The organism is Hamadaea sp. NPDC051192 (genome assembly GCF_040682475.1).
GTDB lineage: Bacteria > Actinomycetota > Actinomycetes > Mycobacteriales > Micromonosporaceae > Hamadaea > Hamadaea flava.
Genome location: NZ_JBFBAZ010000070.1, coordinates 15,929 through 39,501, shown reverse-complemented (window position 1 = coordinate 39,501; position 23,573 = coordinate 15,929). Strand labels below are relative to the sequence as shown.

Genomic DNA, 23,573 nt, shown 5'->3' with positions numbered 1-23,573 from the left:
CGCTGATGCCTCTCCAGCATCTCCGGCAGCAGCCGGTCGTCGGTGGCGAGCTTGGTCAGCACCTCGGCGGCTTTCGCCTTGCCCAGCTCACCCACTGCGGAGGGCAGCTCGTGCACGGTCTTGGCGATCACCCGGGCCTGGTCGACGGTCACGCGTCCGTCTGCCAGGGCCGCTTCGACCACCGGGACCGCGGGCAACAATCCCGCCAGTTTCGTCCACGCCTGTGCGTCGCGGTAGCGCATCGCCAGCAGATACGACAGCCAGTTCGCCGTGCCGGTCGCGCCCGCGTTGTGCGGGATGTCCCGGCTATCGGCCGCGCCGATCAACGTTAGCAGCCAACCAGACAACTGCTGGATCGCCGCATGAACACGGCGGACCTCGTCGGAAATCTCGGCGTCCGAGAGTGTCCACAGGGGACCGGTGGCCAGCTCGGCCACGCCTGCCTCCACCTGCGCCAACACCCCGTTCACAGAGTCAACGTTAGAACAGTCGTACGACACCTTCCAGGGGGTCAAGGTCACGAGAATGTGCCACGATCCTGACCGTCGTGCGTCCACAAGCGACAGACGTCATAGTGCGCCCGCCATCTGCGATTTCGTGTCCGATTCCGTGATCATGCGCCCGCTGTATGCGCGAAACGGCCCCGAGCGCAGACCTTCGGCGCATGATCTTGCGAATCGACCAGAATTCGCACACCACGGGCGCAGAGCCGCACTGTGAAGCGCACGCGCGTAGAACCGGACCGTGAAGCGGCCCGCGCGCAGAACCGCTTCGCGAAGCGGCACGGGCCCAGAATCGCACCGTGAAGCGGTCCGAGGCGGGTGGCAAGCCGGGAGGGATTATTGGGGAGTGGGTAGGTGGTGGATGTGCGACGATGACCGGCCATGAGCAGGCTGAACTCGATTGTGATCCACTGCCGCGACGCGTACGCCGCAGGGCCGTTCTGGTCGCTGGCGCTGGGTTTGCCGCCGGTGCCGGAGGACGCCGCGGCGTTGCGGAACCGCACTCTGGCAGAGGACGAATCGGTGTTGTTACGCGATCCGGACGGCCGTCAGCCGGATGTGTGGATCAGCCCGACCAGTGATCCTGATCGCGGCCGGGGACTGGTGCATCTCGACATCCGTCTCGACGACCTGGCCGAGTTGCAGGCGCTGATCGACGCGGGGGCCCAGGTCGCCTGGGAGGTCTACGAGCCGCATCGATGGACCGTGCTCGCTGCGCCGGACGGCGTACTGTTCTGCGCCATCCACCCCGGCTGAATTCACGAGTGCCTGGGCGGCCTCACATTCGGGCGTACGGGGTGGTGGAGAGCACGTCGAACGGCAATCGCAGCAGGGTGATGCTGCCGAGGTCGGCGTTCTGCTGCCGCACGGCGTCCAGCTCCGCGACGGTCAGCGCGCGGTTGAAGACGCGGACCTCGTCCAGCGCCCCGGTGAGCCGGTCGGCCCCGTCGAGGCGCGCTCCGAACTGCAGGCCGTCCACGGTGAAGGCGTCGCCGTACGTCAGTGAGCCCGCGATCGGCGCCGACCCGGACGCCACTCCGTCGACGCTGAGCGACAGGACTCCGGCCGACCGGGTGATCGCCAGGTGGTGCCAGGCTCCGTCGCCGAACGCGACCCGGCTCGCCGAGTCCACTGCGGATACGGTGCTGTCGCTCGCGTCGGTCTGCGCCACCAGGAACAGCCGGTCCTTGCCCGGTTGCGCCCGGAGCCACAGCTGCCGTTCGGTCGCCCCGACCCCGTACGCCCACAGGACGACCTGGTCGGCCGAGGTGGCTGTGGCGTTGTAGCGGAGCCAGGCGGTGATCGTGAAGTCCCGGTCGCCCAGGGCCAGCGGTGCGGCGTAGGACACCTCGACGGCGTCGTCGACCCCGTCGAGGGTCAGCCCGGTGCCGAACTTGCCGGTGGTGGTCAGCGCCGCCGACCCCCGGGCGTACGCGTGCGCGCAGCGAGCCGACGAGTCCGGTGTGGCGAATCCACTGTCCGGAGTGGATCGAACGACGTCGTGCTGCTGGGTGTAGCCGGAGTCGAACGACCACCACACGGACGGCGTGTCCGCCGGGAACCGGCCGCCGGCCGCCGTGGCCAGCTCGGCGTCGGTCAGCGCCCGGCGATAGAACCGCAGCTCGTCGACCGCGCCGGTCATCACGTTCGAACCGTCCGGTTTGGAACCGACCCGCAGCCCCAGGAGCCCGGCCGCCGGGTTCGAGGTGAGCGATCCGGTCAGCCCGCTGCCCACGGCGCTCAGCGTGTCGACGCCCAGGCGCACCTCACCACCGCTGCGGCGCAGGGTCAGCAGGTGCCACGCGCCGTCGCCGAAGGCGACGCCCGCCGACGAATCGGGCACGGCTGCGGTCACCGTGGCGGCATCAGTCTGCACCCATGCGAATATCCGATCCTGTCCGGGCTGTGCGCGTACCCAGAGGGAATGCTTGCCGCTCGTGGCGCCGAACGCCCAGACCAGCGCCTGGTCCGCGGAACCGGCGGTGAACTTGAACCAGGTCGCGATCGTGAAGTCCGCGCTGCCCGCGTCGAGCGCGGGCGTGAAGGGCGATTCAGCACCGGGGTGCGCGGCGTCGATCGGCAGCGCGGTGAAGCCGGTGGTCCGGCCTTCCGTGAGGGTACGCCAGCCGCCGAGCAGCGTGGCGGCCGAACAGTGGCCGGACAGGTCGTCGCTCAATGCCACATTGGTACGCGCCGGAGTGGCGGCCGTGTCGATCACGCTGAACGGCAGGTGCAGCAGTGTGTTTCCCCGCGCGGTCAGCCGGACGTCCGCCAGCGAGCCGGTGAACGGATCGCTCGCGGCACTGTCCTGTTTGGCGCCGAGCCGCAGTCCGCTGGGGGCGGTGCTCGCGACTGAGCCCACGACGCCGGACGCGCTGGCGCTGGCATCGTCGATGCTGAGCGTGATCTGCGGGCCGGACCGAGTGAGGGTGAAGGTATGCCACGCGCCGTCGCCGAACGCGGCGGCCGCCGACGAGTCCTTGACCACCGCGCCGACACCGCCCTGTTCGCCCTGGACCCAGGCGTACGCCTGATCCTGCGCGGGTTGCAGGCGCACCCAGATTTGCTGCGCCCCCGCGCCCATCCCGTACGCCCACAGCACTACCCGTGGTGCGGTAGCCGCCGTGGCGGTGTGCCGGAACCGCAGCGAGATGGTGAAGTCGTCGGCGGCGACGTCCATTCCCCGGGCGTAGGGGACCTCGGCGTAATCGCCGTCGCCGTCGAGCACCAGCGACTGGCCGGAGACGGTCGCGTTCCCCGCGAGGTACGCGTCGTCGGCCTGCGGCGAGGTGTCCGGCGTCGTCGGCCCGGCCGGAGTCGACGGCTGGGCGCTGACCTTGCCGGTGAACGTGCCGGCGATGCCGAGCGCGGTCGGCGAGATCCGGTTGAACCGCAGCTCGTCGGCGGAGAAGTTCACGCCGCCCTCGTAGAGGACGCCGATCTCGCCGCCGCCCAGCTCGGCCAGGTCGGAGTAGCCCGCCCGCTGATCGGTCAGCTGCCCGCCGGGCGCCCGCGCCCAGGTACGCCCGCCGTCGACCGAGTACCGGATCTGCATCACCTTGCGGGAGGCCGGATCGGCGGGGCCGGAGAACAGCAGGAGGTCGCCGGGCGTGGTGCGGTAGAACGACTGCGGCGCCAGCACCGCGCCTTGCACGTTCGGCGTCACGAGGGACGGCGCCGTCTTGTACGCCGGCATGGTCGTGCCGCCGTCGGTGCTGACCGCGTACGCGCGATGGTCGGCGTCGGCGTCGTTCCGTGCGTTGACGTACACCGATCCGTCCGGCAGCTCGGCGACGGAGACCTCGCCGGGGTTGAGGGCGTCCTCGGCGGCCACCCGGCTGGCGGCCCAGGTCGTGCCGCCGTCGTCGCTGTAGAGCACCCCCGGATAGGCCAGTCCGCTGACCGACTGATGCGCTCCGACGACCAGCCGTCCGGCGTACGCCCCATGGCGCAGCTGCACCCCGTGGGACGGACCGGTGGCGTACCAGCCGGAGGTGCTGCCGGTGAAGGTGGCGCTGATCGGCTGGGCCGCGCTCCAGGTGAGCCCGGCGTCGTCGCTGTGCTGCACCCACGGCAGTCGCAGCCCGCCGGGTGAGGCTGCGTTCGAGGTGGACACCAGCAGGACGCGCCCGGTCGCGCGATCGAAGACCGGAGCGGGATTGCCTCGGGTGTAGGGGACCGAGGGATCGGCCGGGGACCCCGACAACACCACCCGGATCGGCCCCCAGGTACGCCCGTCGTTGGTCGAGCGGCGTACGACGATGTCGATGTCGCCCCGGTCGGCGCAGCTGGGGGAGTGGCGCCCCTCGGCGAAGGCCAGCAGGACGCCGGAATCCGTACGCAGCAGAGCCGGGATGCGGAAGCAGCCGTAGCCGTCGGTGCCGGTCCGGAAGAGCACCTGCTCCGTGCCGACCGGTGACGAGGAGGACGCTGTGCCGCTGGCGACGGCGCTGCCGGGCACAAACGCCACGGTCAGCAGGACGGCGGCGAGCAATGTGGAGAGACGCACCGGCACAGGGTAGGCGGCGAAGCTTACGAATGCCTTAACTTCGTTGTGCCGCTTTGGTTCTGGGCTCGTACACCGCGCGGCTCGCCTCGATGTGCGGCACGTGCTCGATGGCCCAGTCGGCCAGCGCCAGCGCGGGCGGGATGAGGCTCTTGCCGACGGCGGTCAGCGAATACTCGACGCGCGGCGGCACCTCGGCGTACGCCTCCCGCGCCACCAGCCCGTCCCGCTCCAGGTTGCGCAGCGTCAGGGTCAGCATGCGCTGCGAGATCCCCGGGATCTGCTGATGCAGATCGGTGAACCGCAGCCGCCCCTGGTCGAGCGTCGCGACCACGAGCAACGTCCATTTGTTGCAGATCTGGTCGAGGATCTCGCGCAGCGTCGCGCCGCCGTCGCCCCGAATCAGGCAGGTGTGCTCGTAGTCCGACATTCCGCTCCCTGATTCTGACGGCTCGATTCTGACGGCGTTGTGCCCTACGTACATGCGTGTGCCTTTTGTGCGCCTGAAGAAACTGACGCATCATGAGGCTACTTACCAACGGTAACCATCCTGGAAGGGCCCTTCATGGACGTCGCCTACTGGATCCTGGCCGGGCTGCTCGCCCTGTTCTACGCGTACGCCGGCGGCAAGAAGATCGCGCAGTCCCCGGATCAGCTGCGGCCGATGATGGGCTGGGTCGACCAGGTGCCGCTGCCGCTCGTCCGCACGATCGGGACGCTGGAGGTGCTGGGCGCGATCGGCCTCATCCTGCCCAAGCTGACCGGTATCCTGCCCGGCCTGGCGATCGCGGCGGCGATCGGGCTCGCCTTGATCCAGGTCGGCGGCATCGCCCTGCACCTGTCGCGAGGTGAGGCGCGGCTGATCGGGCTCAACATCGTGCTGCTCGGGCTCGCGGTCGTCACCGCCTGGCTCGCCGCCGCCTCCTGAGCCCCGCCGCACTAGCCCTTGCGGTGCCGCCGTTGAGCGGCAGATCACGGATATGCCTGCGATCTTGGCCCAAGATTCCAGGCATATCCCTGATCCGCTGGGAAAAGGGGGTCGGAAAGGGGAGGTGGCCTGTCGGGCGACCCCGTTTGCGTACGGGTCTTGCCGTGAGACGGGGGGTTGTGCGTAGGGTGTTACCGGACGTTTACGGACCGGCCACTTCCGCCGCCGTACCGCCGGTGGCGCCGACCCCTCACGGCGATAATCATGATCTCTTCTGAGCAGTTCTCGCACGCGGGCGTCAGTCTCCGCCTCGATCAGGTGCTCCGCGTCTACGCCCACGACCTCAATCCGCATACGCTCGCCGATCTGCGGGGCGCCATCGCGTCCGGTCGGCATCAGTGGTTCCGTGACGAGTTCGCGCAGGCAGTCCGCGACGGCGCGTACCGCGTCGAGGAGTGGTGCGCCGCGGTCGGGACCTCCGGCGATTCCCCCGTCCGCGACCAGCAGCGGGTGGTGTGGGCGGTGGTCTTCCCCGACGACCCGTTCCCCACGGCCTGAACGGACTCACGACCTGACGGCTGTTGGGCATCCAAAGGGAAACTGATGGATGCTCGCAGTCCTCCTGACCGTCAGGTGATCTTCGTAGCCTGCGGCCATGCGGGTAGCGATCATCACGGAGTCCTATGCCCCGGACGTCAACGGAGTCGCGAACTCGGTGCTGCGGGTCTGCGACCATCTCCTCGCGCGCGGCCACGAGCCGATGGTCGTCGCGCCCCGTCCGCGCCGCCGGCTGCTGCCGCACGCGCCCACCCACGAGTTTCCCGTGTTCCGGGTGCCCTCGATGCCGTTCCCGGGCTACACGAACGTGCGGATCGCGCCGCCGAGCGGCCTGATCGCCGCCGCGCTGCGGGAGTTCCGGCCCGATGTCGTGCACCTGGCCAGCCCGTTCGTACTCGGCGCTTGGGGCGCGCGCGCGGCCGAGGCGCTGCGGATCCCGGCGGTCGCGGTCTACCAGACCGACGTGCCCGGCTACGCCGAGGCTTATGGCGTACGCGCTGTGCAGGACGCGGCCTGGCGCTGGATCGCCGCCATCCACGGCCGGGCGGCGCGTACGCTGGCGCCCTCGTCGGCGACCGCTCAGCAGCTGACCGCGCACGGCGTACGCGATGTCGAGCTGTGGGGCCGGGGCGTCGACAGCGGACTGTTTCATCCGTCGCATCGGTCGGACGAACTCCGGGAACTGCTGGCCCCCAACGGAGAGCTGATCGTCGGCTACGTCGGCCGGCTCGCCCACGAGAAGCGGGTGCACCTGCTCGCCGAGGTGACCCGGATGAAGGGCGTACGCGTGGTGGTGGTCGGCGACGGCCCGACCCGGCGCACCGTCGAACGCGCGCTGCCCCGGGCGCTGTTCCTCGGCCCGAAGAGCGGCCTCGACCTGGCGATGATCTACGCCGCGCTGGACGTGTTCGTCCACACCGGACCACATGAGACGTTCTGCCAGACGATCCAGGAGGCGCACGCCAGCGGGGTCCCGGTCGTCGCGCCGGCCTCGGGCGGCCCGATCGATCTCGTCGACCCGGGGGTCACCGGCTTCCTCGTGCCGCCCGACGACGGCGGCGCGATCGTCGAGGCGGTGGCTCGGCTGGCGGCCAGTCCCAGCCTGCGGCAGCGGATGGGGCTGGCGGCTCGGGTGGCAGTCGCCGGGCGTACCTGGGCGGCGCTGGGCGACGAGCTGATCGGGCACTACTCGGCGGTGCTCGGCCGGCCGGTCCCGGGGCACGACGCCCCGCAGCAGAAAACCCCACGGCGCGAGGCTCCCCAGCACGACGGCCGGCGGCACGACGGCCCACGGCATGAGGTTCCGGCGGGGCAGACGGCCGTCAAGGAGACTGTCCGATGAGGATCATCCGGCTGGCGAACTTCGTCACGCCACGGTCGGGCGGGTTGCGTACCGCTCTGCGTGAGCTGGGCGCCGGCTACGCCGCCGCCGGTCACGAGCCGATCCTGGTCGTGCCGGGCGAGCGGGCCGCCGACGAGCAGCACCCGCAGGGCCGCGTGGTGACGCTGCCCGGCCCCGTCGTGCCCGGCCTCGGCGGCTACCGCGTCCTGCTCGACAAGAAACAACTGGTACGCACACTGACCGAGCTGAAGCCGGACAGCCTGGAGGTCTCCGACCGGACGACGCTGCGCTGGACCGGGGCCTGGGCGCGGGAGCAGCGGATCGGCTCGGTCATGGTGTCCCACGAGAGCCTCAACGGGCTCCTCCGGGTCACCCGGCTGCCCGGTGGCGTACGCCGGAGGCTGGCGACCAGGCTGAACCGGGCCACTGCGCGGGCGTACGACCGGATCGTCTGCACCACCGAATGGGCCGCCGACGAGTTCCACCACGCCGGGGCGACCAACGTCGTCCAGGTTCCCCTAGGCGTGGATCTCGATCACTTCCAGCCCGGCCGCCGGTCCGCCGAGCTGCGTACCTCGTTGGCGGGGCCGGACGAGATCCTGCTCGTCTGCGCGACGCGGCTGTCGGTGGAGAAACGGCCGCAGCGGGCACTCACGACGCTGGCCGCGCTGCGGGCGCGGGGCGTACCCGCTCGGCTCGTGATGGCCGGTGACGGGCCCCTGCGTACCCGGCTCACGAAGGCGGCCGAGGGCCTGCCGGTGTCGTTCACCGGCTGGATCAGTGACCGGGCGGAGTTGGCGGCGTTGCAGGCGACCGCCGACGTGGTGCTCGCGCCGGGGCCGATCGAGACCTTCGGGCTGGCCGCGTTGGAGGCACTGGCCTGCGGTACGCCCGTCGTGGCGAGCGCCTCGAGCGCCCTCCCGGGCGTTCTCGGCTCGGCCGGCGTGTCCGCCCCGGGCGAGGACTTCTCGGCCGAGGTGCTCAGCCTGCTCGGCCGTCCCGACGCCCGCGAGCGGGCCCGGCGACGCGCCGAGGAGTTCAGCTGGGCGGCCGCCGTCCGGGGCTTCCTCCGGGTGCACGAGGAGTTGCCGTGAAGTACGTCGCGCTCGGAGATTCCATCACAGCCGGGTTCGGCGATCCGCTGCCGACCGGCGAATGGCGCGGATTCGCGGCGCTCCTCGCCGAGAGCCTTCCGGGTGCGACGTTCCACAATGTCGCGTGGTCGGGCGCGATGACCAAGGACGTCGCCACCGAACAGCTCGCCGAGGCCGTCGCGATCGGGCCCGACGTCGCGACCGTCCTCGTCGGCGCCAACGACACGCTGCGGGGGAACTTCGATCTGGACGCCGTCGGCGGCTTTCTGCGTACCACTGTGGATGGATTGCGGGCGCACGGGGCGGAAGTGGTGACCGCGTGCCTGCCGGAGCCGGGCCGGATGCTGCGGCTGCCCGCGAGTCTGGCCCGACCGCTCGGCCGGCGCATCGACGCGGTGAACCGGCTGATCCACGCGGTGTCGACGGAGATCGGGCACGTGCACCTGGCCGACGATCCGTCGGTCACCGGGCGGACGATGTGGAGCGTCGACCGGCTGCACCCGAGCGAGGCCGGGCATCGGCGGCTGGCGATCCTGTTTCATGAGGCGATGCTGCGGCGAGGCGTGCCGGTCGGCGAGCGGCCGTCCCCGGTGCCGACGAGCCCGCCGCCGACCCGCCGGACGCGGGTGGCCTGGCTGGCGACCCGTGGTACGCAATGGGTGCTGCGCAGGTCTACCGATCTGCTGCCCCAACTCGTGAGTCTCGCGGCGCACGAGTGGCGGTTGGCGCGGCGGGGGCAGGCGGCGCAGCTGGAAGCGCGGGCGGCCGCTGAGGTCGAGGCGGTGCTGGAGCGGATGCGTCTGGCGAGTCCGGCGACGGCGCCGGGACGGGCGCTGCGACCAACAGCACCAGCGTGACGAGCACGTACGCATTAGCCCCTAGCACGGCCAGCGGTCCGGCGAACGACGGGTTCACCGACCACAGCCAAACCGTTCCGCTGACCAGCACCACGAAGCAGGCGATCCCGAGCCGGCGGCGTCCATAGAGGAATAACACGAGCGCCGGGAGCGCCCACACCAGGTGATGCACCCAGGTGATCGGGCTGATCAGGCAGGACACCACCCCGGTCAGGGCGAAGCCGTGGACGTGATCCTTCGCGCGGGCACACCGCCAGGCCCACACCGCCAGCGTGGCGACCACGAGCAGCAGCCACACCGCGTGCGCCAGATGCAGCCGTGACACGAGTCCGAGCAGCGACTGGTTCGAAACGTACGCCAGATTCCCGATGCGGCTCGTGTTCCAGACCGCGTCGGTGAAGTACGCCCGGCTCGCGTCCGGCACTGCCAGCGCGGTGATCAGTGTGGCCGCCGTCGCGGTCCCGATCGCGGTCGCGGCCGCCCGCCACTGCCGGGTCACCACCAGGTAGAGCACGAAGATCGCCGGGGTCAGCTTGATCGCCGCCGCCAACCCGATCCCTACCCCCGCGATGCGAGACGCCCGGTTCTTGACCGGCAGATCACGGTTACGCATGCCAAACCGGCCCAAGATCGCATGCATATCCCTGATCCAGCGGAGAAGACTGGGGCGACCGGGCCGCCGAAAGCCGGTGAGCCGAAAGCCGGTGGGCCGAAAGCCGGTGAGGAGGAGCAGGTCGAGGTAGACGAGGGCGACGAGCAGCAGGTTGATCTGGCCGAAGCTGACGGTGTCCCGGACCGGGTTCAGCGCGGCGAACGCACACGCGGCGAGGCCGAAGGCGTACCAGCGGGGCCAGGCGAAGTGCCGCGTCACCGGGCCGACCCAGAACCACAGCAGGAACGCCGACGCGATCAGCGTCAGAACCAGGTTGATCGCGATCGCCGGATGCCAGCCGACCAGTGTCATCGGCAGCATGCACACCGCTGCGAACGGTGGATAGGTGAAGCCGTAGGTGCTGCGCGGACGTAGGTAGGAGTACAGGTCGCCGCCGGAGACCCAGTAGTCGACCGCGCCGTGGTAGACGCCGATGTCGAACCAGCCGCGATGCCCGGGTGCGACCGCGATGACGACGCCGATGCCGATCGCGAGGCCGAGAACGATCAAGAACCGCTTCACGATGCCAACCGCCGCAACAGAACCAGCCCTGTGCACGCGAGCGCGACTCCGGCGACGGCGTACAGGGCTTGGGGTCCGTCCGGGCCGAATCCGCTCGGCAGGACGGCGAACGCGAGGACTCCGCACGTCGCGGCGGACCAGCGGCGTACTCGGCCGGCGGGGGCGGCGGCCGCGATGAGGACCAGGCCCCATAGGGCGTACCAGGGGCGGGTCGCCGGGCCGAGCAGCGCCAGTGCGCCGAGGCTCAGGCCGGCCGCGGTCACCGGCCCGAACCGGTCACGCCGCCACCAGCTCCACGCGGCCACCGCGAGCGTCGCGGCCAGCCCGCACCAGGCCCAGAACCGCATCACCGCCGGGCCGTCCGCGTCCAGCACCAGCCGCGACGCACGACCCAGGGCGCTGGTCACCGACCAGCTCTGCGGCGAGATCGGGGTGCTCAGCGAGGCGATCCAGCCGTAACCCAGGCCGGTCGCGCCGGTCACGGCCACGCACGTCACCGCGCCGATCACAGTTGTACGCACAACGGCGTGCACGTGACGCGTACGTCCGGGCAGGTGCTGCCACCACAGCGCGGCGACCACGGCCAACCCGGCCACGGCTGGGGCTTTGACCAGTGCGGACAAGGTCACCAGGACGGCAGCGAAGCCGAACCGCCCGCGCAGGGCCAGCGCGATCCCGGCGATCAGCAGCCCGAGCATCACCGCCTCGTTGTGCGCCCCGGCGACCAGGTGCAGGGGGACGAGGGGGTAGAGCGCGCCCAACCAGAGCGCCGCGGCCGGGTCGACGCCGCAACGCCGGGCGACGGTCGGCAGACAGGCGGTCATCAGCACGACGCCGGCCAGGGCGAGCAGCCGCATCCCGATCAGCCCGGCGATCAGCTTCGACCCGACGAGGGCGGCGATCCCGGCGGCCAGCACCACGAAGACCGGCCCGTACGGCGTCGGAGTGTCCTGCCACATCGCCGGGACCTGTGCGCCCAGGATTCCGCCGAGGCTGCCGACCCCGCTGGAATAGACATCCAGCCCGGCGACCGCCATCGCGCCCTGCGCCAGGTACGCGTACACGTCCCGGCTGAACAGCGGAGGCCCGGCGACGAGCGGGGCGGACCAGAGCACGAGCGTGACGAGCAGACTGCGCGGGGTGGCGCGTTCGCGGGTGCGCCCGGCCCAGATCCAAGCCGCCACCAGCATCGTGATGCCGCAGTATCCGAAGAGGACGGCCGACAGGGCGTGGTCGCGCCACGATCCCGCGTTCTCGACCGGCAACGCGCCCGCGGCCCAGCCGGTGCCCGCGACCAGGATCGCACCGGCTACCCCGAGCAGGCGGTAGCCGGTGACCGCGTCCAGCTTCCCCGCCCGCAGCTCTGGTTCCCCCGCCGTCAGCACCCCGGCAGGGTGCCAGCCCATCGTGACGGCCGGACGGCCCGCCGGTGAGCCGCGCATGATGCGCCGGTTACCGCTCCGCATCGGTCCCGCATCAGGACCGTTCGCGTCGCGTTCACCGGACGGCCGGAAGGAGGCCGCCCACCCCGTGGATCATGCGGACATGCTGACCGGCATCCTCCTCGCGCTGGCCTCCGCGTTGTCCTTCGCCACCGCGGCCGCCGCCCAGTCGACCGCGACCCGGGCGATCGCGGTGGCCGCCGAGCCGCCGACCCATCGCATCGCCCGGGTGGTTCCGGTGCTGGCCCTGTTGCCCCGCATCTTCCGGTCGCGACTGTGGTGGACCGGGATGCTCTTCAACGTCCTCGGCTTCGCCTGCCACGCCGGCGCCCTGCACCTGGGGTCGATCTCGATCGTGCAGGCGCTGCTGTGCGTACAGCTGATGTTCGCGCTGCCGTTCGCGACGGCGAAACTGCGGCGCGCCCCGCTGATCCGGGACTGGCTCGGCAGCGCGGCCGCCTGCCTCGGCATCATCACCCTGGTCACCGCGCGGGGCGGCGTACCGCAGACCTTCGACCGGCTGCGTCTGCTGCCGTACGTCGTGGTGATCGTGGCCGTGCTCCTGGGGGTGCTCGTCGGGGTGGCCCACGTCGCGCGGAGCACGCTGCGTACGGCGTTGATCGGCACGGCGGCCGGGATCGGGTTCAGCCTCACCGCCGTCCTGATCGTGGTCACCACGCACTCTTTGTCCACCGCGCTGACCAGCTGGCCGACTTACGTCCTGCCGCTGTCCGGGCTGGTCGCGGCGATTCTCGCCCAGGACGCGTACGCCAGCGGCTCGTTCCCGGCGGCGCTGACCGCGATGACCGTCGCCGACCCGATCGCGGCCTGGCTGTGGGGTGCCGTAATGTTCGACGCCGTCCCGCCGACGACGCCCGCCGCGCTCGCCGGGCTGACCGCGTCCGGGCTGCTGATCTGCACCGGAGTGGCGGTGCTCGCCAATTCGCCGACGCTGACGCGTACGCACATCGCCTGAGCAGTGGACTCACAGGCTGCTTCGAGATTCGTCACGGCCTCCGCCGAGGAACGGCTCCGAGGATGGGGTGAACGCCGAGATCTCCGACGAGGATTCCGACTTGGGGATTTCGGCGAGAGTTTCCGACGACGAGGAGATGTGTGATGGGCAAGACAGCGCCATCGGGGCCGTCAGCGCAGCCGCCGACCTACGAGGGCCGCCCGCTGGCCAAGCCCGACGAGGACATCTACGACCAGGGTCTGCGCTTCGACATGCAGACGCTGCTCGGCCGCCGCAAGCTGCTGGCCGCCTTCGGGCTGGGGGTGGCGGGGATCGGGCTCGCCGCGTGTGGCAAGTCCGACGACAACGGCTCGGGCGGCACGTCGGCCGAGAACACCTCGACCTCGGCCGGGGAGATCCCGGAGGAGACGGCCGGCCCCTACCCGGGCGACGGCTCGAACGGACCGGACGTCCTGGAGCAGAGCGGCATCGTCCGCAGCGACATCCGGTCGAGCTTCGGCACCGGCAACGCGACCGCCGAGGGCATCCCGATGACCCTGGAACTGACGATCAAGGACCTGGCGAACGGAGGCGCCGCCTTCGCGGGCGTGGCGGTCTACGTGTGGCACGCCAACCGGGACGGCGAGTACTCGCTGTACTCCGAGGGCATCACGGATCAGAACTACCTGCGTGGGGTCCAGGTCACCGACGCCGCCGGAAAGGTGAAGTACACCAGCATCTTTCCCGCGTGCTACGACGGGCGGTGGCCGCACATCCACTTCGAGGTCTATCCGGACCAGGCCAGCATCACCGACTCGACCAAGGCCATCGCGACCTCCCAGGTAGCCCTGCCGGCCGACGTCTGCAAGACGGCGTACGCGACCAAGGGCTACGAGCAGTCGGTGACCAACATGTCGAAGGTCAGCCTGAGCACCGACAACGTCTTCGGCGACGACTCGGGCGCGCTGCAGCTCGGCACGGTGACCGGCGACGTGACCAGCGGGTACGCCGTGTCGCTGAACGTCGGCGTGGACACCGGCACGAAGGCGGGCGGCGGCGGTCAGGCCCCGCCCGGCGGCGGTGAAGGCGGTCCCGGTGGGCCGGGCGGCACCCCGCCCAGCGGTGCTCCCGGCGGTGGCGGTACCCCGCCGAGCGGTGCCCCGCCGACCAACTGAGATCGGTCCAGTGTGGCCGGGCGGGAGGGGACAGGGCTCTATACGATCCCCTCGTGACCCTTCCCGCCCCGGCGCAACGCACCCCGGTCTCGGCGCACTTCGTGGTCTGCGGCTTCGACGGTCTCGCGTACCGGCTGGCCGAACAGCTCACCACCCGGTACGACACCGACGTCGTGGTGGTCATGACGGAGGAGCAGCAGCACCAGCCCGGCGCCCGTGACTTCGCCGAGCTGGACCGCGTACGCGTCCTGGTGGTCGAACGGGTCAGCGAGAAGGCGCTGGAGCTGGCACGGCTGACCGACGCGGCCGGGCTCGCCCTGACCGCCCAGGACGACGTCGGCAACATCCATCTGGCGTTGCAGGCCCGGGAGCAGTCCGCCCGGATGCGCATCGTGATCCGGATGTACAACAGCAGCCTGGCGCACAGCATCGAGCCGCTGCTCGGCGACTGCAAGGTGTTGTCGGACTCCGAGATCGCCGCCCCGGCCCTGGTCGCCTCGGCGCTGCGGGAGGTCGCCGCCAACCCGGTCAAGGTCGCGCAGCGTACGCTCGTCGTGGTCCGGCGGGCCGACGTCAGCGACCGGTATGTGATCTGCGGTCTGGCCGACACCGCCGCCGACGGCGGACCCCGGATGCTGCCGCGGGACGAGCAGGCCGCCGATCTGGTGCTGGCCGATCTGCGCGGCATCCCCGACCTGGAGTCCACTTTGGGCACCCGGCCCGCGCCCGCGAAGGGACGCCGGATCGGGGTCGCCAAGACGTTCCTCGGCGCGCTGGTCTCCCGCAAGTCCCGGATCGCCATCAGCGTGGTGCTGGGCCTGATCGTCGTCGCGACCGCCGCCCTCGCCGTCAGCCTGAAGGTCGGCCCCGGCGAGGCGTCCTACCAAGCGCTCGCGACCGTCCTAGGTGGACCGCAGGCGACCGATGGTTACTCGCCGTGGCAGAAGACGTTACAGTTGATCCTCGGCGTCGCCGGGCTCGCCCTGGTGCCGCTGATCACTGCTCTGGTCGTCGAGGGAATGGTGCGCGCCCGGCTGGCCGTCGCCGAGGTACGCCTGCGCCAGCCGCACGCCGACCACCTGGTCGTCGCCGGGCTGGGCGGTGTCGGAACCCGCGTCCTGCGGCTGCTTCACGACCGCGGCGTACGCATGGTCGCCATCGCCGCCGAGGAGAAGTCCCGCGGCGTACCGCTGGCGCGGGAACTCGGCATCCCGCTCGTGATCGGCGATCCCGGCCGCGAGTCGACGCTCCGAGCGGCCGGGGTCGACCAGGCGCGGGCGTTGCTCGCCATCACCAACTCCGACGCGTCCAACCTGGAGACCGCGTTGCGGGCGCGGAATCTGCGCGCCAGCCTGCACGTCGTGCTGCGGTTGTTCGACGGCGACCTGGCCCGGCGCGTACGCCGGACGTTCAACCTGCCCTACTCGCACAGCGTCTCCTACCTGGCCGCCCCGGCGTTCGCGGAGGCGCTGATGGACCGCGAGGTCATCGGCACCATTCCGGTCGAACGCCGGGTGCTGCTGCTGGCCGAGGTGGTCGTCGCGGCGGGGTCCGACCTGGACGGCGCCCGGATCGCCGACGCCGACGATCCGGGCGACCTGCGGGTGATCGCGCTCAACGAGTTCGGCGAACCCCGGCCGCTGTGGCGGCCCGCGCCGGCCCGCCGGATGCGGACCAACGATCGGCTGACCGTGGTCGGCACCCGGGCCGGGCTCAGCGCCCTGATCCGCCGGTCGGTGGCCGGATCGCGAATCGCCTGACGAAACTCGCCCGGTTCAGCCGGTAAAGCCGGGTCAGCCGGGTCAGGTCGCTCAGCCGGTTCACCCGGTTCATCCGGCGAAGCGGTAGAGCTTGAAGCCGCTGCCGGACTGGGTGATCAGAACCTTCGAGCCGACCCCCGGACCGAGCCCGGCCTGCTCGAACGCGCCGAGATCGGTCCGGCGCCGGGTGCCCAGGTCCAGCCCGAACAGGTGCCCGTCGTGGTGGAGGAACATCGCGTTCCCGGTCACGCGGGTCAACGTCCCGGCCCGTTCGGCGTCGGTCAGCACGTCCTTGCCGTGGCCGTCCAGCAGCACGCTGTGCGGGCCCTTCTCGCTGCTCCCCGACACGGAGACGTACTCCCCGGCGGGCAGCATCGTCTCGGCGCTCGCGATCCGCGTACGCCAGACGACCTTGGACCCGTCGAGGGCGACGACGTCCGCCTGGAACAGGTCGCCGTCCACGACACAGATCAGTCCCCGCCCGCACGGCGTCAGGTTCTGCAGGCGGTTGCCGTTGTCCGGCGACGCCACCGGCACTTCGGCCGTGTAGAGCGGCTGCCACTGCTGGCCTGCCTCCAGCCGGAGCACCCGCAGCGACGAGCCGGCCACGGTGTAGACCTTGCCGTCGTACGCCATGAAGCCGGCGTTGGTTCCGGTGCCGGCCCCGGCGCCCGGCCAGGAGCGCCCGGTCGGCTTGCCGGTGGCGACGGCGTACTCGGTGAGGGTTCCGGCGTCGTCGACTTGGAGCAGCGTGCTGCCGCTCTCCAGGGTGGCGAACGGCCCGGATCGGTAACCGGCGGGGGAGGTGAGATCCCCGGCCGTGTGCGTACCGAAGGTGGTGGTGATCGCCCCGTTGAAGCTCCACTTCGGCTGCCCGGTCACCCAGTCGTAGGCCGTGGTCTTCTTCGCGTCGTGGTCGGCCAGCACGATCACGTCCGGGTACGCCAGGATGTCGAACCCGTTGACGTCCATGCCCCGATGCCAGCGCAGCTTCCCGGTCGCCGGGTCGACGACGAACATCTCCTTGTCCGGGCTCGTGCCGTCGTCGTGTTCGCCGATGCTGACGATCGCGTTCGGCAGCGCGATCATGCCGTTCCAGTCGCCGAACGTGCCCGGCAGCGTCTGCACCGGCCACAGCGCCTTGCCGGTCCGCACGTCGACCGCGCCCAGGCCGAGCTGCCCGGTCGGTCCGCGCCAGGCGACGAATCCCCGGTCGCCCACGATCTCGGCCATCCCGAAGTCGACGCCGCTCGGCATCGTCACCGCGACGTCGCCCACCTCCTCCAGCTTGCGGAACGCGACCGGGCTCGTGGTCGGCGCGACCGGCTGCGGCGGGTTCGGGTCGGCGGCGGTGCCGCGCAAGATCACCGTCGCGAGCACCAGGATCGCGAGCACGGCCAGGCCCGCGGCGGTGGCCACCTGGGTACGCGTACGGCGGCGAGCCCGGCGCGTGACGTCCTCGACGGGCGGGATCTTCGCCGCGTCGGACTCCTCCCGCAGCGCCTCGGCCAGCCCCACCCGGCCCCGCGACAGCCACGACTTCACCGTGCCCTCAGGCACCCCGGTCTCGGCGGCGATCTGGCCGATGGGCAGGTCGAGCAGGTAGTGCAGGGCGAGAGCGCGCCGTTGCGGCTCCGGCAACTGCCGAAGCGCGGTGGTCAGCAGGACCGTGTCCTCGGAGGGCGGTGGGACGACGCCTACGCGAGCAGCCGGCGCCTTTCGGCGTACCGCCAAGTGCCGCCACCAGTCGAAGACCAGACGCGTGACCACCAGGCGCAACCACGCCTCGGCGTCGTCATACCCGCTGACCTTGCGCCAGCGCTGCCAGGCGCGGGCGTAAGCCTCCTGGACCACGTCCTGGGCCTGGGGGAGATCACCCGTGAGACCGTACGCGTAGCGCAGGGTCCGGGGTGAGGTCGCCCGGTAGAACTCGACGAAATCCACGTGTACCGCCTGTCCGTTGGGATTCTTCCGCCGATGGACACGGGACCGGCTCCCGAACGGTTGCAACCTATGCTGTCGGCATGAGCGACCCCAAGGATGACCTGGTCCACTACCTGTACGCCGCCCGTGACGCGCTGATCTGGAAGCTCGACGGCCTGACGGAGTACGACGTGCGGCGGCCGCTCGTGCCCACCGGCACCAACCTGCTCGGCCTGGTCAAGCATGTGGCGTTCGTGACCGCCGGATACTTCGGTAACACCTTCGACCGGCCGTTCCCGGAGATCGCCGAGTGGCTGAGCGACGAGGTGGAAGACAACGCCGACATGTGGGCGACGCCCGAGGAGAGCCGGGCCGACATCCTCGGCTTGTGGGAGCGGGCCTGGGCACACGCCGACGCGACGATCAAGGCGCTGCCGCTGGACGCGATCGGGCGCGTGCCGTGGTGGAACCCGGCGACCAACGAGGTCACCCTGCACAAGATCCTCTGCCACATGACCGCCGAGGCGCAGCGGCACGCGGGCCACGCCGACCTGGTCCGCGAGCTGATCGACGGCGCGGTGGGACTACGGGCCGACGTGTCGAACCTGCCGACGACCGACGCCGGCTTCTGGGCCGGCTACCGGGACCGCGTCGAGGCCGCCGCCCGCACGTTCATGTAGGGGTGCAGATCACGGTTATTCATGGTTCCGACGCCGGTTGAAGCATGGATAACCGTGATCCGCAGGAGTCCGTCAGCGGGGCAGAGCGCGGCTTGGTCAGCGCCAGGCGGGCATGACGTCGAACGGCCGGGCGGTCTTGGCCGGATCACGTTCGACGAGGTCGCCGTGGACGGGGTCGACGAGCGCCGCGTCGATCCGCGCGAGCGCGTCGTCGTCGAGCTTGACGTCGACGGCGGCCGCGTTCTCGGCGACCTGCTCGGGCCGGGACGCGCCGATGATCGCCGCGCTGACACCGGGCCGGCTCAGCACCCAGGCCACGGCGAGTTGGGCGAGGGTGACGCCGAACTCGTCGGCGATCGGCTTGAGCCGCTGCACCGCGGCCAGCACCGGGTCCGACATGTATCGGCCGACGAACGCGGAGCCCTTCGCGGAGGCCGCACGCGAGTCTGCGGGCGGCTGCGTACCCGGGAGGTATTTGCCCGTCAGCACACCTTGGGCGACGGGCGAGAAGACGATCTGGCCCAGCCCGGCCGTCTGGGCGGCCGGAACGACCTCGGCCTCGATCACCCGCCAGAGCATCGAGTACTGCGGCTGGTTGGAGATCAGCGGTACGCGCAACTCCCGGGCCAGCGCCGCGCCCGCCTCGATCTGCGCCGCCGTCCACTCCGAGACGCCGATGTAGAGCGCCTTGCCTTGGCGTACCAGGTCGGCGAAGGCCGTCATGGTCTCCTCGAGCGGCGTCTTCGGGTCGAACCGGTGAGCCTGGTAGAGGTCCACGTAGTCGGTGCGCAAGCGGCGCAGCGAGGCGTGGCAGCTCTCCAGGATGTGCTTGCGGGACAGGCCCTCGTCGTTGGCCCCCGGCCCGGTACGCAGGCAGACCTTCGTGAGGATCTCCAGCGACTCTCGGCGTACGCCGTGGAGGGCGTCGCCGAGCAGCTCCTCGGCGGCCCCGAACTCCGGACGGCCGTAGACGTCGGCGGTGTCGAACGTGGTGATCCCCGCGTCGAGCGCCGTCCGCAAGGTCGCCTTCGCCGAGTCGGCGGCCGACGAGTCGTGGGTGAGCCAGCTGCCGAACGTGATCGCGCTGATCTGCAGGCCGCTTCGGCCCAGGTGACGGTGCTCCATGAAGATCCACTCTACCCCCGCCGGAGACGACCCGGCGGCCGCGAAAGCGGGACCGAAAGCGGCACCGAAAGCGGGACCGAAATGTCCGCCTCCGGATGGCGAATGTTCACCTGTCGTCAACCCACCTGCGATGACGATCGGGGGCAGTCTGCGTCACAGTTCGCCCATGACATCGGATCTTCGTGGTCCCGGCCCTGGATCGACCGGTCCAGGTCCTGGCTTGGCCGGCTATCGGCTGGTCACCGCCAGTGCGTACCCCGGCATGATGGCGCCGCTGACCCGGCACCCGTCGTGCATCTGCGTCCTCTCCGGCGACGCCGGAGCCACCCCGGGAACGACGGGCCTGTCGCTGGAACGGCTGGACGGCGTACGCCGCCGGTGGCGGTTCGGCGACGTCGCCCGGCTGGCCGACTTCGTCCCGAAGGTGCTGGCCACCAGCGCTGACGACGACGACCGCCCGGTGCTGCTGATCCCACCCCGGGCCAGCCTCGCCTGGGAGTCGGCCGTGACGGCTTGGCCCGGCCGCGTACGCCTGGCGGCCAGCCCGATGCGGGTCGCCGAGCCGATCGCCGAGGACAAGATCATGGTGCGGTCGAAGCTGCGCGAGCTGGGCCTGCCCGTGCCCGAGGAGCTGATCCTCGACGCGTCCGACGTGGACTTCGCGACAGTGGCCCGCAAGCTCGGGACGCCGTTCGTCATGCAGGCGCCGAGCGGAGCGGGCGGGCAGGGCACCTATCTCGTGTCGGCGGAGTCCGCCGTGATCGAGGCGCTCGCCGGCCAGCCCCACGTCTCGCACTGGCTGTTCTCCCAGTACGCCGGCGATGTGACGATCAACGCGGGCGGCGTCGTCTACGCCGACGGCGTACGCCTCCTGCCGGTGTCCATCCAGTCCAGCGGCATCCGGGAGCTGGGGTTCGGCTTCGGTGCGTACTGCGGGAGCACCTTCGGCTCTTCGGCGGAGAGCTCGGTGGAGGCCGCCGCGATCGAAGCTGCCGCCGTCGTGGGGGAGTGGCTGCGTACGCTCGGCCACCGGGGCGTCTTCGGGATCGACATCGCGGTCGGCGGGTCGCAGATCGCGTTGCTGGAGATCAATCCCCGGGTGCAGGGCTCCTCGTGGCTGCTGAGCGAGCTGCAGGACGAGCCGTGCCTCGTGTCGCATGTGGAGGCTCTGCTCGGGGTGCCGCTCGGCGCCTCGCTGCGGCAGCCCGACCCGGTACGCCCCGGCAGCCACCTGCTGCTGCGGTGGGACGGCCCGGCCGGGGTTGTGCACGACCTGCCCGAGCCGTGGCCCGGCGTCAGCGGACTGCCTGAGCGCGGAGTGACCCTTTTGCCCGGCGCCATCATGGCCCGCTTCGAGGCCGACGAGCCGCTGACCACATCGGACGGTCGCTCGCTCGCCGACGGCGCCCGTCGGACGATCCTCTCGCTCAAGGAGGGCTTCGACATCACGCCCGCCCGTATGCCGCGTTGATCATGGGGTTTCCGGTGTCGACACGCCGTCGAGACCGCAGTTAACTCCATGATCAACGCGGCGCGGCGCGGCGCGGCGGGGCGGGGCGCGGCGGGGGCGGGGCGCGGCGGGGGCGGGGGGCGGGGGGCGCGGCGGGCGAGGCGGGGCGCGGCGCGGCGAGGGTTGCGCGCCGAGTCTGCGAACAGTGTCGATTCATCTGCCGTTCACTATGCGTTCACCATGTTTGCCCTTGTCAGGGCCTGCTACCAAGGGAATCGTTCGAGCAGACATGGGGAGGGGTGGCAGGTGCGACTCAGGGCACTGCTCATCACAGCGGTCGTGGCCGCGTTGACGCTGACCGGGTGCACCGGCGACGACGAGGACAAGCAAGGCAACGGCGGAACAGGCTACTCGGCCGACCCGAAGGTGCTGAGCATCGTCGCGGGATCCGAGCAGCAGAAGGTGCTCGACACCGTGGTCGTGCCGTGGTGCAAGGGCAAGGGCTACGACTGCCGGTTCACCTTGAAGGGCTCGGTGGACCAGGCCCGGCTGCTCAAGGCCGGCGACAAGGGCTACGACGCGTACTGGTTCGCCAGCTCGGTCTTCTCGCAGATCGGCGACGCGTCGAGCACGCTGCAGGACGTCAAGCCGATGTTCCTGACGCCCATCGTGTACGCGGGCTGGCGCGGCGAGATGCAGAAGCTGGGCTTCGTCGGCAAGCCCGACGTGAAGATCGGCGACATCCTGACCGCCGTCGAATCCCGACAGACCAAGGTGTGGGCGACGAACCCGACCCAGTCCAACTCGGGCGCGACGGCGTTGTTCGCCTTCATGAACCACTTCGCGGGCAACGGCACGGGCCAGGCGCTCACTCAGGCGCAGCTCGACTCGCCCGCGGTCGCGCAGGGCATCACCCGGTTCATCCGGGCGATGGACGCCACCCCGCCGTCGACCGGCACGATGATGAACGAGTGCGTCGCGCACCCGGACACCTGCCGGACGATGTTCACCTACGAAGACCTGGTGATCGAGAAGAACCAGGAACTGGTGAAGGCGAACAAGGAACCCCTGTACGCGGTGTATCCCCGGGGAGCCCTCGCGATCAGCGACGCTCCGCTCGGCTTCCTGCCGCACAACAACGACGCCGACGCGGGCAAGCGGCAGATCCTGACCGAGCTGCAGGCGTACCTGCTGAGCGACGAGCAGGCCAAGAAGCAGTTGCTGGAGCTGGGCCGCCGCCCGGCGACCAGCATCGGGCTGACTCTGGACAACCCCGACCTGACGGTGTTCAACCCCGACTGGGGCATCCAGGCGAACCTGAAGGAGCAGGGCATCCAGTACCCGTCGGCGACCGTCATCGTGGCGGCGCTGGAGCGGTACCAGACGCAGTACCGCAAGCCGGTCGACGCGTACTACTGCCTCGACGGCAGCGGGTCGATGGCGGACAACAACGGCTGGACGGGCGTCGAGGACGCCGCGCACCAGGTGTTCGACGCCGACCAGGCCGCGCTGAACTTCCTGCAGACCGGGCCGCTCGACCGCACCACCGTGGCGATCTTCAACAGCAAGGTCACCGAGGGTCCGTGGAGTGTGGACGGCAACGACGCGGGCAAGCTGCACGAGCTGACCACGCACATCACCGACTACTCGCCGGGTGGCGGCACCAACATGTACGCCTGCCTGCGGCGGGCGGCCGAGGAACTGGGCAAGGTCACCGACTCGGGCCGCAAACGCCTGATCATCGTGATGTCCGACGGGAAGTCCGACAGCGGTGGCGACCGGCGACCGGCCCTGGACGCGGTCAAGGCGCTGGGCGTACCAGTGATCTCCATCGCGTTCGGCAGTGACGCGGATCCGGACCAGCTCAAGGAGGTCTCGGCCGCCACCGGCGGGACGTTCGTGCAGCAGAACGACCTGGTGGCCGCGCTGCGGCAGGCGGCGGGCTACAAGTGAGAGGCAAGCTGGCGGCCGGGGCCGCGCTCGTGGCCGCGGTCGGCATCTTCGTCGGAGTCTTCGTCGTGACGCGGAGCCTGCTCTGGTCGCCGCTGCTGGCGGCGGCCGGGGCGGTCGGCCTCTACCTGATGGTGGACTCGCGCCGGCCGAGCGAGGTCTCCGACGACGAGTACGCCGCCGACGCCGAGAAGAAGATGGAAGAGGCGCTGCGGACGATCCGGGAGATCCGGCGTGGCCTGAAGGACGTAGTCTCCCCGACCGCGAAGCACCTGCTGCAGCGGGCCTGCGAGCAGGCGCCCGAGTTGCTGGCCCGGGTGAAGGCGCGGTCGCCGAACAGCCTCTACTCCAGCGCCAGCCAGTTGGGCGCCCACCTGACCAGCCTGTCGGGGGTGCTCACGCAGTACCTCGACATCCAGCGGAACCCGTCCTTCTACACCGACCCGGCGGCCCTGATGTCCGGCGGTGAGGCGGCGTTCGACCGGTTCGCCCAGTTCACTCTGGACAGCCTGCGGCTGGTCAACTCCGGTGACATCGCCCAGTACCAGGCGAACCTGGAGACCGTCGCCCCGCCGAAACTGCCCACCCTCTAGCAGGAGCCCCAGCAGCCGGTCCGCCAGCCGAGGGCCGAGCTGCCCACCCCTTAGCGAA

19 protein-coding genes and 2 pseudogenes are annotated in these 23,573 nt (G+C 70.8%); 13 read left to right on the top strand and 8 right to left on the bottom strand.

The genetic code is table 11. The features are described 5' to 3' along the window. Window positions 1–470: DUF222 domain-containing protein (locus tag AB0M47_RS26175; protein ID WP_363418603.1), on the bottom strand; the 470-nt coding region annotated here is incomplete at its 3' end. Window positions 471–884: 414 nt separating this feature from the next. Here AB0M47_RS26175 and AB0M47_RS26170 point away from each other — a divergent pair. Beyond that, on the top strand, window positions 885–1,259 hold the full coding sequence (locus tag AB0M47_RS26170; RefSeq protein ID WP_363418602.1) for a VOC family protein: 375 nt from the start codon (window positions 885–887) through the stop codon (window positions 1,257–1,259). A gap of 22 nt (window positions 1,260–1,281) precedes the next feature. On the opposite strand, the gene AB0M47_RS26165 is transcribed toward AB0M47_RS26170, so the two are convergent. Then, entirely contained in the window at window positions 1,282–4,512 is a 3,231-nt protein-coding gene (locus tag AB0M47_RS26165) for a LamG-like jellyroll fold domain-containing protein (protein WP_363418600.1), read from the bottom strand. A gap of 34 nt (window positions 4,513–4,546) precedes the next feature. Beyond that, entirely contained in the window at window positions 4,547–4,939 is a 393-nt protein-coding gene (locus AB0M47_RS26160) for a helix-turn-helix domain-containing protein (RefSeq protein ID WP_363418598.1), read from the bottom strand. Between the two features lie 135 nt (window positions 4,940–5,074). On the opposite strand from AB0M47_RS26160, the gene AB0M47_RS26155 reads away from it, so the two are divergent. The 5 genes and pseudogenes from AB0M47_RS26155 to AB0M47_RS26135 form a co-directional block, all read left to right on the top strand. Then, complete coding sequence (locus AB0M47_RS26155; RefSeq protein WP_363418596.1) at window positions 5,075–5,437, top strand: DoxX family protein; 363 nt, start codon at window positions 5,075–5,077, stop codon at window positions 5,435–5,437. Between the two features lie 264 nt (window positions 5,438–5,701). Then, window positions 5,702–5,995: a hypothetical protein gene (locus AB0M47_RS26150; protein WP_363418594.1), complete on the top strand. Its 294-nt coding sequence runs from the start codon at window positions 5,702–5,704 to the stop codon at window positions 5,993–5,995. Between the two features lie 97 nt (window positions 5,996–6,092). Next, window positions 6,093–7,337, top strand: coding sequence for a glycosyltransferase family 1 protein (locus tag AB0M47_RS26145; RefSeq protein ID WP_363418592.1), 1,245 nt, complete (start codon window positions 6,093–6,095; stop codon window positions 7,335–7,337). Then, the gene (locus AB0M47_RS26140) at window positions 7,334–8,431 is read left to right on the top strand and encodes a glycosyltransferase (RefSeq protein ID WP_363418591.1); all 1,098 of its coding nucleotides are present in this window, start codon (window positions 7,334–7,336) and stop codon (window positions 8,429–8,431) included. Before AB0M47_RS26145 ends, AB0M47_RS26140 begins: the two co-directional genes overlap by 4 nt. Next, a pseudogene (locus AB0M47_RS26135) lies at window positions 8,428–8,901 on the top strand (SGNH/GDSL hydrolase family protein); the annotation flags it as partial. The gene AB0M47_RS26140 and the pseudogene AB0M47_RS26135, both read left to right, overlap by 4 nt. A 202-nt stretch (window positions 8,902–9,103) precedes the next feature. Here AB0M47_RS26135 and AB0M47_RS26130 read toward each other — a convergent pair. Continuing rightward, the gene (locus AB0M47_RS26130) at window positions 9,104–10,462 is read right to left on the bottom strand and encodes a glycosyltransferase 87 family protein (protein WP_363418589.1); all 1,359 of its coding nucleotides are present in this window, start codon (window positions 10,460–10,462) and stop codon (window positions 9,104–9,106) included. Further along, window positions 10,459–11,928 (bottom strand): polyprenol phosphomannose-dependent alpha 1,6 mannosyltransferase MptB, encoded by a 1,470-nt coding sequence (gene mptB / locus AB0M47_RS26125; RefSeq protein ID WP_363418587.1) that lies wholly within the window; start codon window positions 11,926–11,928, stop codon window positions 10,459–10,461. The genes AB0M47_RS26130 and mptB overlap by 4 nt, the downstream gene beginning before the upstream one ends. A gap of 79 nt (window positions 11,929–12,007) precedes the next feature. On the opposite strand from mptB, the gene AB0M47_RS26120 reads away from it, so the two are divergent. The 3 genes from AB0M47_RS26120 (at window position 12,008) to AB0M47_RS26110 (ending at window position 15,794) form a co-directional block, all read left to right on the top strand. Next, window positions 12,008–12,880: a DMT family transporter gene (locus tag AB0M47_RS26120; protein WP_363418586.1), complete on the top strand. Its 873-nt coding sequence runs from the start codon at window positions 12,008–12,010 to the stop codon at window positions 12,878–12,880. A 143-nt stretch (window positions 12,881–13,023) separates the two neighbouring features. Next, window positions 13,024–14,034, top strand: a complete 1,011-nt coding sequence (locus AB0M47_RS26115) for a 3,4-dioxygenase subunit beta (RefSeq protein WP_363418584.1) — start codon at window positions 13,024–13,026, stop codon at window positions 14,032–14,034. A 53-nt stretch (window positions 14,035–14,087) separates the two neighbouring features. After that, complete coding sequence (locus tag AB0M47_RS26110; RefSeq protein ID WP_363418582.1) at window positions 14,088–15,794, top strand: NAD-binding protein; 1,707 nt, start codon at window positions 14,088–14,090, stop codon at window positions 15,792–15,794. Window positions 15,795–15,863: 69 nt separating this feature from the next. On the opposite strand, the gene AB0M47_RS26105 is transcribed toward AB0M47_RS26110, so the two are convergent. Together AB0M47_RS26105 and AB0M47_RS26100 are read right to left on the bottom strand one after the other, a co-directional pair. Further along, a complete protein-coding gene (locus AB0M47_RS26105; protein WP_363418605.1) occupies window positions 15,864–17,312 on the bottom strand; it encodes a PQQ-binding-like beta-propeller repeat protein in 1,449 nt (482 codons plus the stop codon). Beyond that, a pseudogene (locus AB0M47_RS26100) lies at window positions 17,292–17,738 on the bottom strand (SigE family RNA polymerase sigma factor); the annotation flags it as partial. The pseudogene AB0M47_RS26100 and the gene AB0M47_RS26105, both read right to left, overlap by 21 nt. Window positions 17,739–17,818: 80 nt before the next feature. On the opposite strand from AB0M47_RS26100, the gene AB0M47_RS26095 reads away from it, so the two are divergent. Beyond that, window positions 17,819–18,397: a DinB family protein gene (locus AB0M47_RS26095; protein ID WP_363418580.1), complete on the top strand. Its 579-nt coding sequence runs from the start codon at window positions 17,819–17,821 to the stop codon at window positions 18,395–18,397. Between the two features lie 96 nt (window positions 18,398–18,493). On the opposite strand, the gene AB0M47_RS26090 is transcribed toward AB0M47_RS26095, so the two are convergent. After that, on the bottom strand, window positions 18,494–19,522 hold the full coding sequence (locus AB0M47_RS26090) for an aldo/keto reductase family protein (RefSeq protein WP_363418578.1): 1,029 nt from the start codon (window positions 19,520–19,522) through the stop codon (window positions 18,494–18,496). Between the two features lie 220 nt (window positions 19,523–19,742). On the opposite strand from AB0M47_RS26090, the gene AB0M47_RS26085 reads away from it, so the two are divergent. The 3 genes from AB0M47_RS26085 to AB0M47_RS26075 all read left to right on the top strand — a co-directional run bounded on the left by AB0M47_RS26085 (window position 19,743) and on the right by AB0M47_RS26075 (window position 23,515). Continuing rightward, window positions 19,743–20,993, top strand: coding sequence for an ATP-grasp domain-containing protein (locus AB0M47_RS26085; RefSeq protein ID WP_363418576.1), 1,251 nt, complete (start codon window positions 19,743–19,745; stop codon window positions 20,991–20,993). Window positions 20,994–21,278: 285 nt separating this feature from the next. Then, on the top strand, window positions 21,279–22,925 hold the full coding sequence (locus AB0M47_RS26080) for a vWA domain-containing protein (protein WP_363418574.1): 1,647 nt from the start codon (window positions 21,279–21,281) through the stop codon (window positions 22,923–22,925). After that, window positions 22,922–23,515, top strand: a complete 594-nt coding sequence (locus AB0M47_RS26075) for a 5-bromo-4-chloroindolyl phosphate hydrolysis family protein (RefSeq protein WP_363418572.1) — start codon at window positions 22,922–22,924, stop codon at window positions 23,513–23,515. Before AB0M47_RS26080 ends, AB0M47_RS26075 begins: the two co-directional genes overlap by 4 nt. Window positions 23,516–23,573 lie beyond the last annotated feature (58 nt).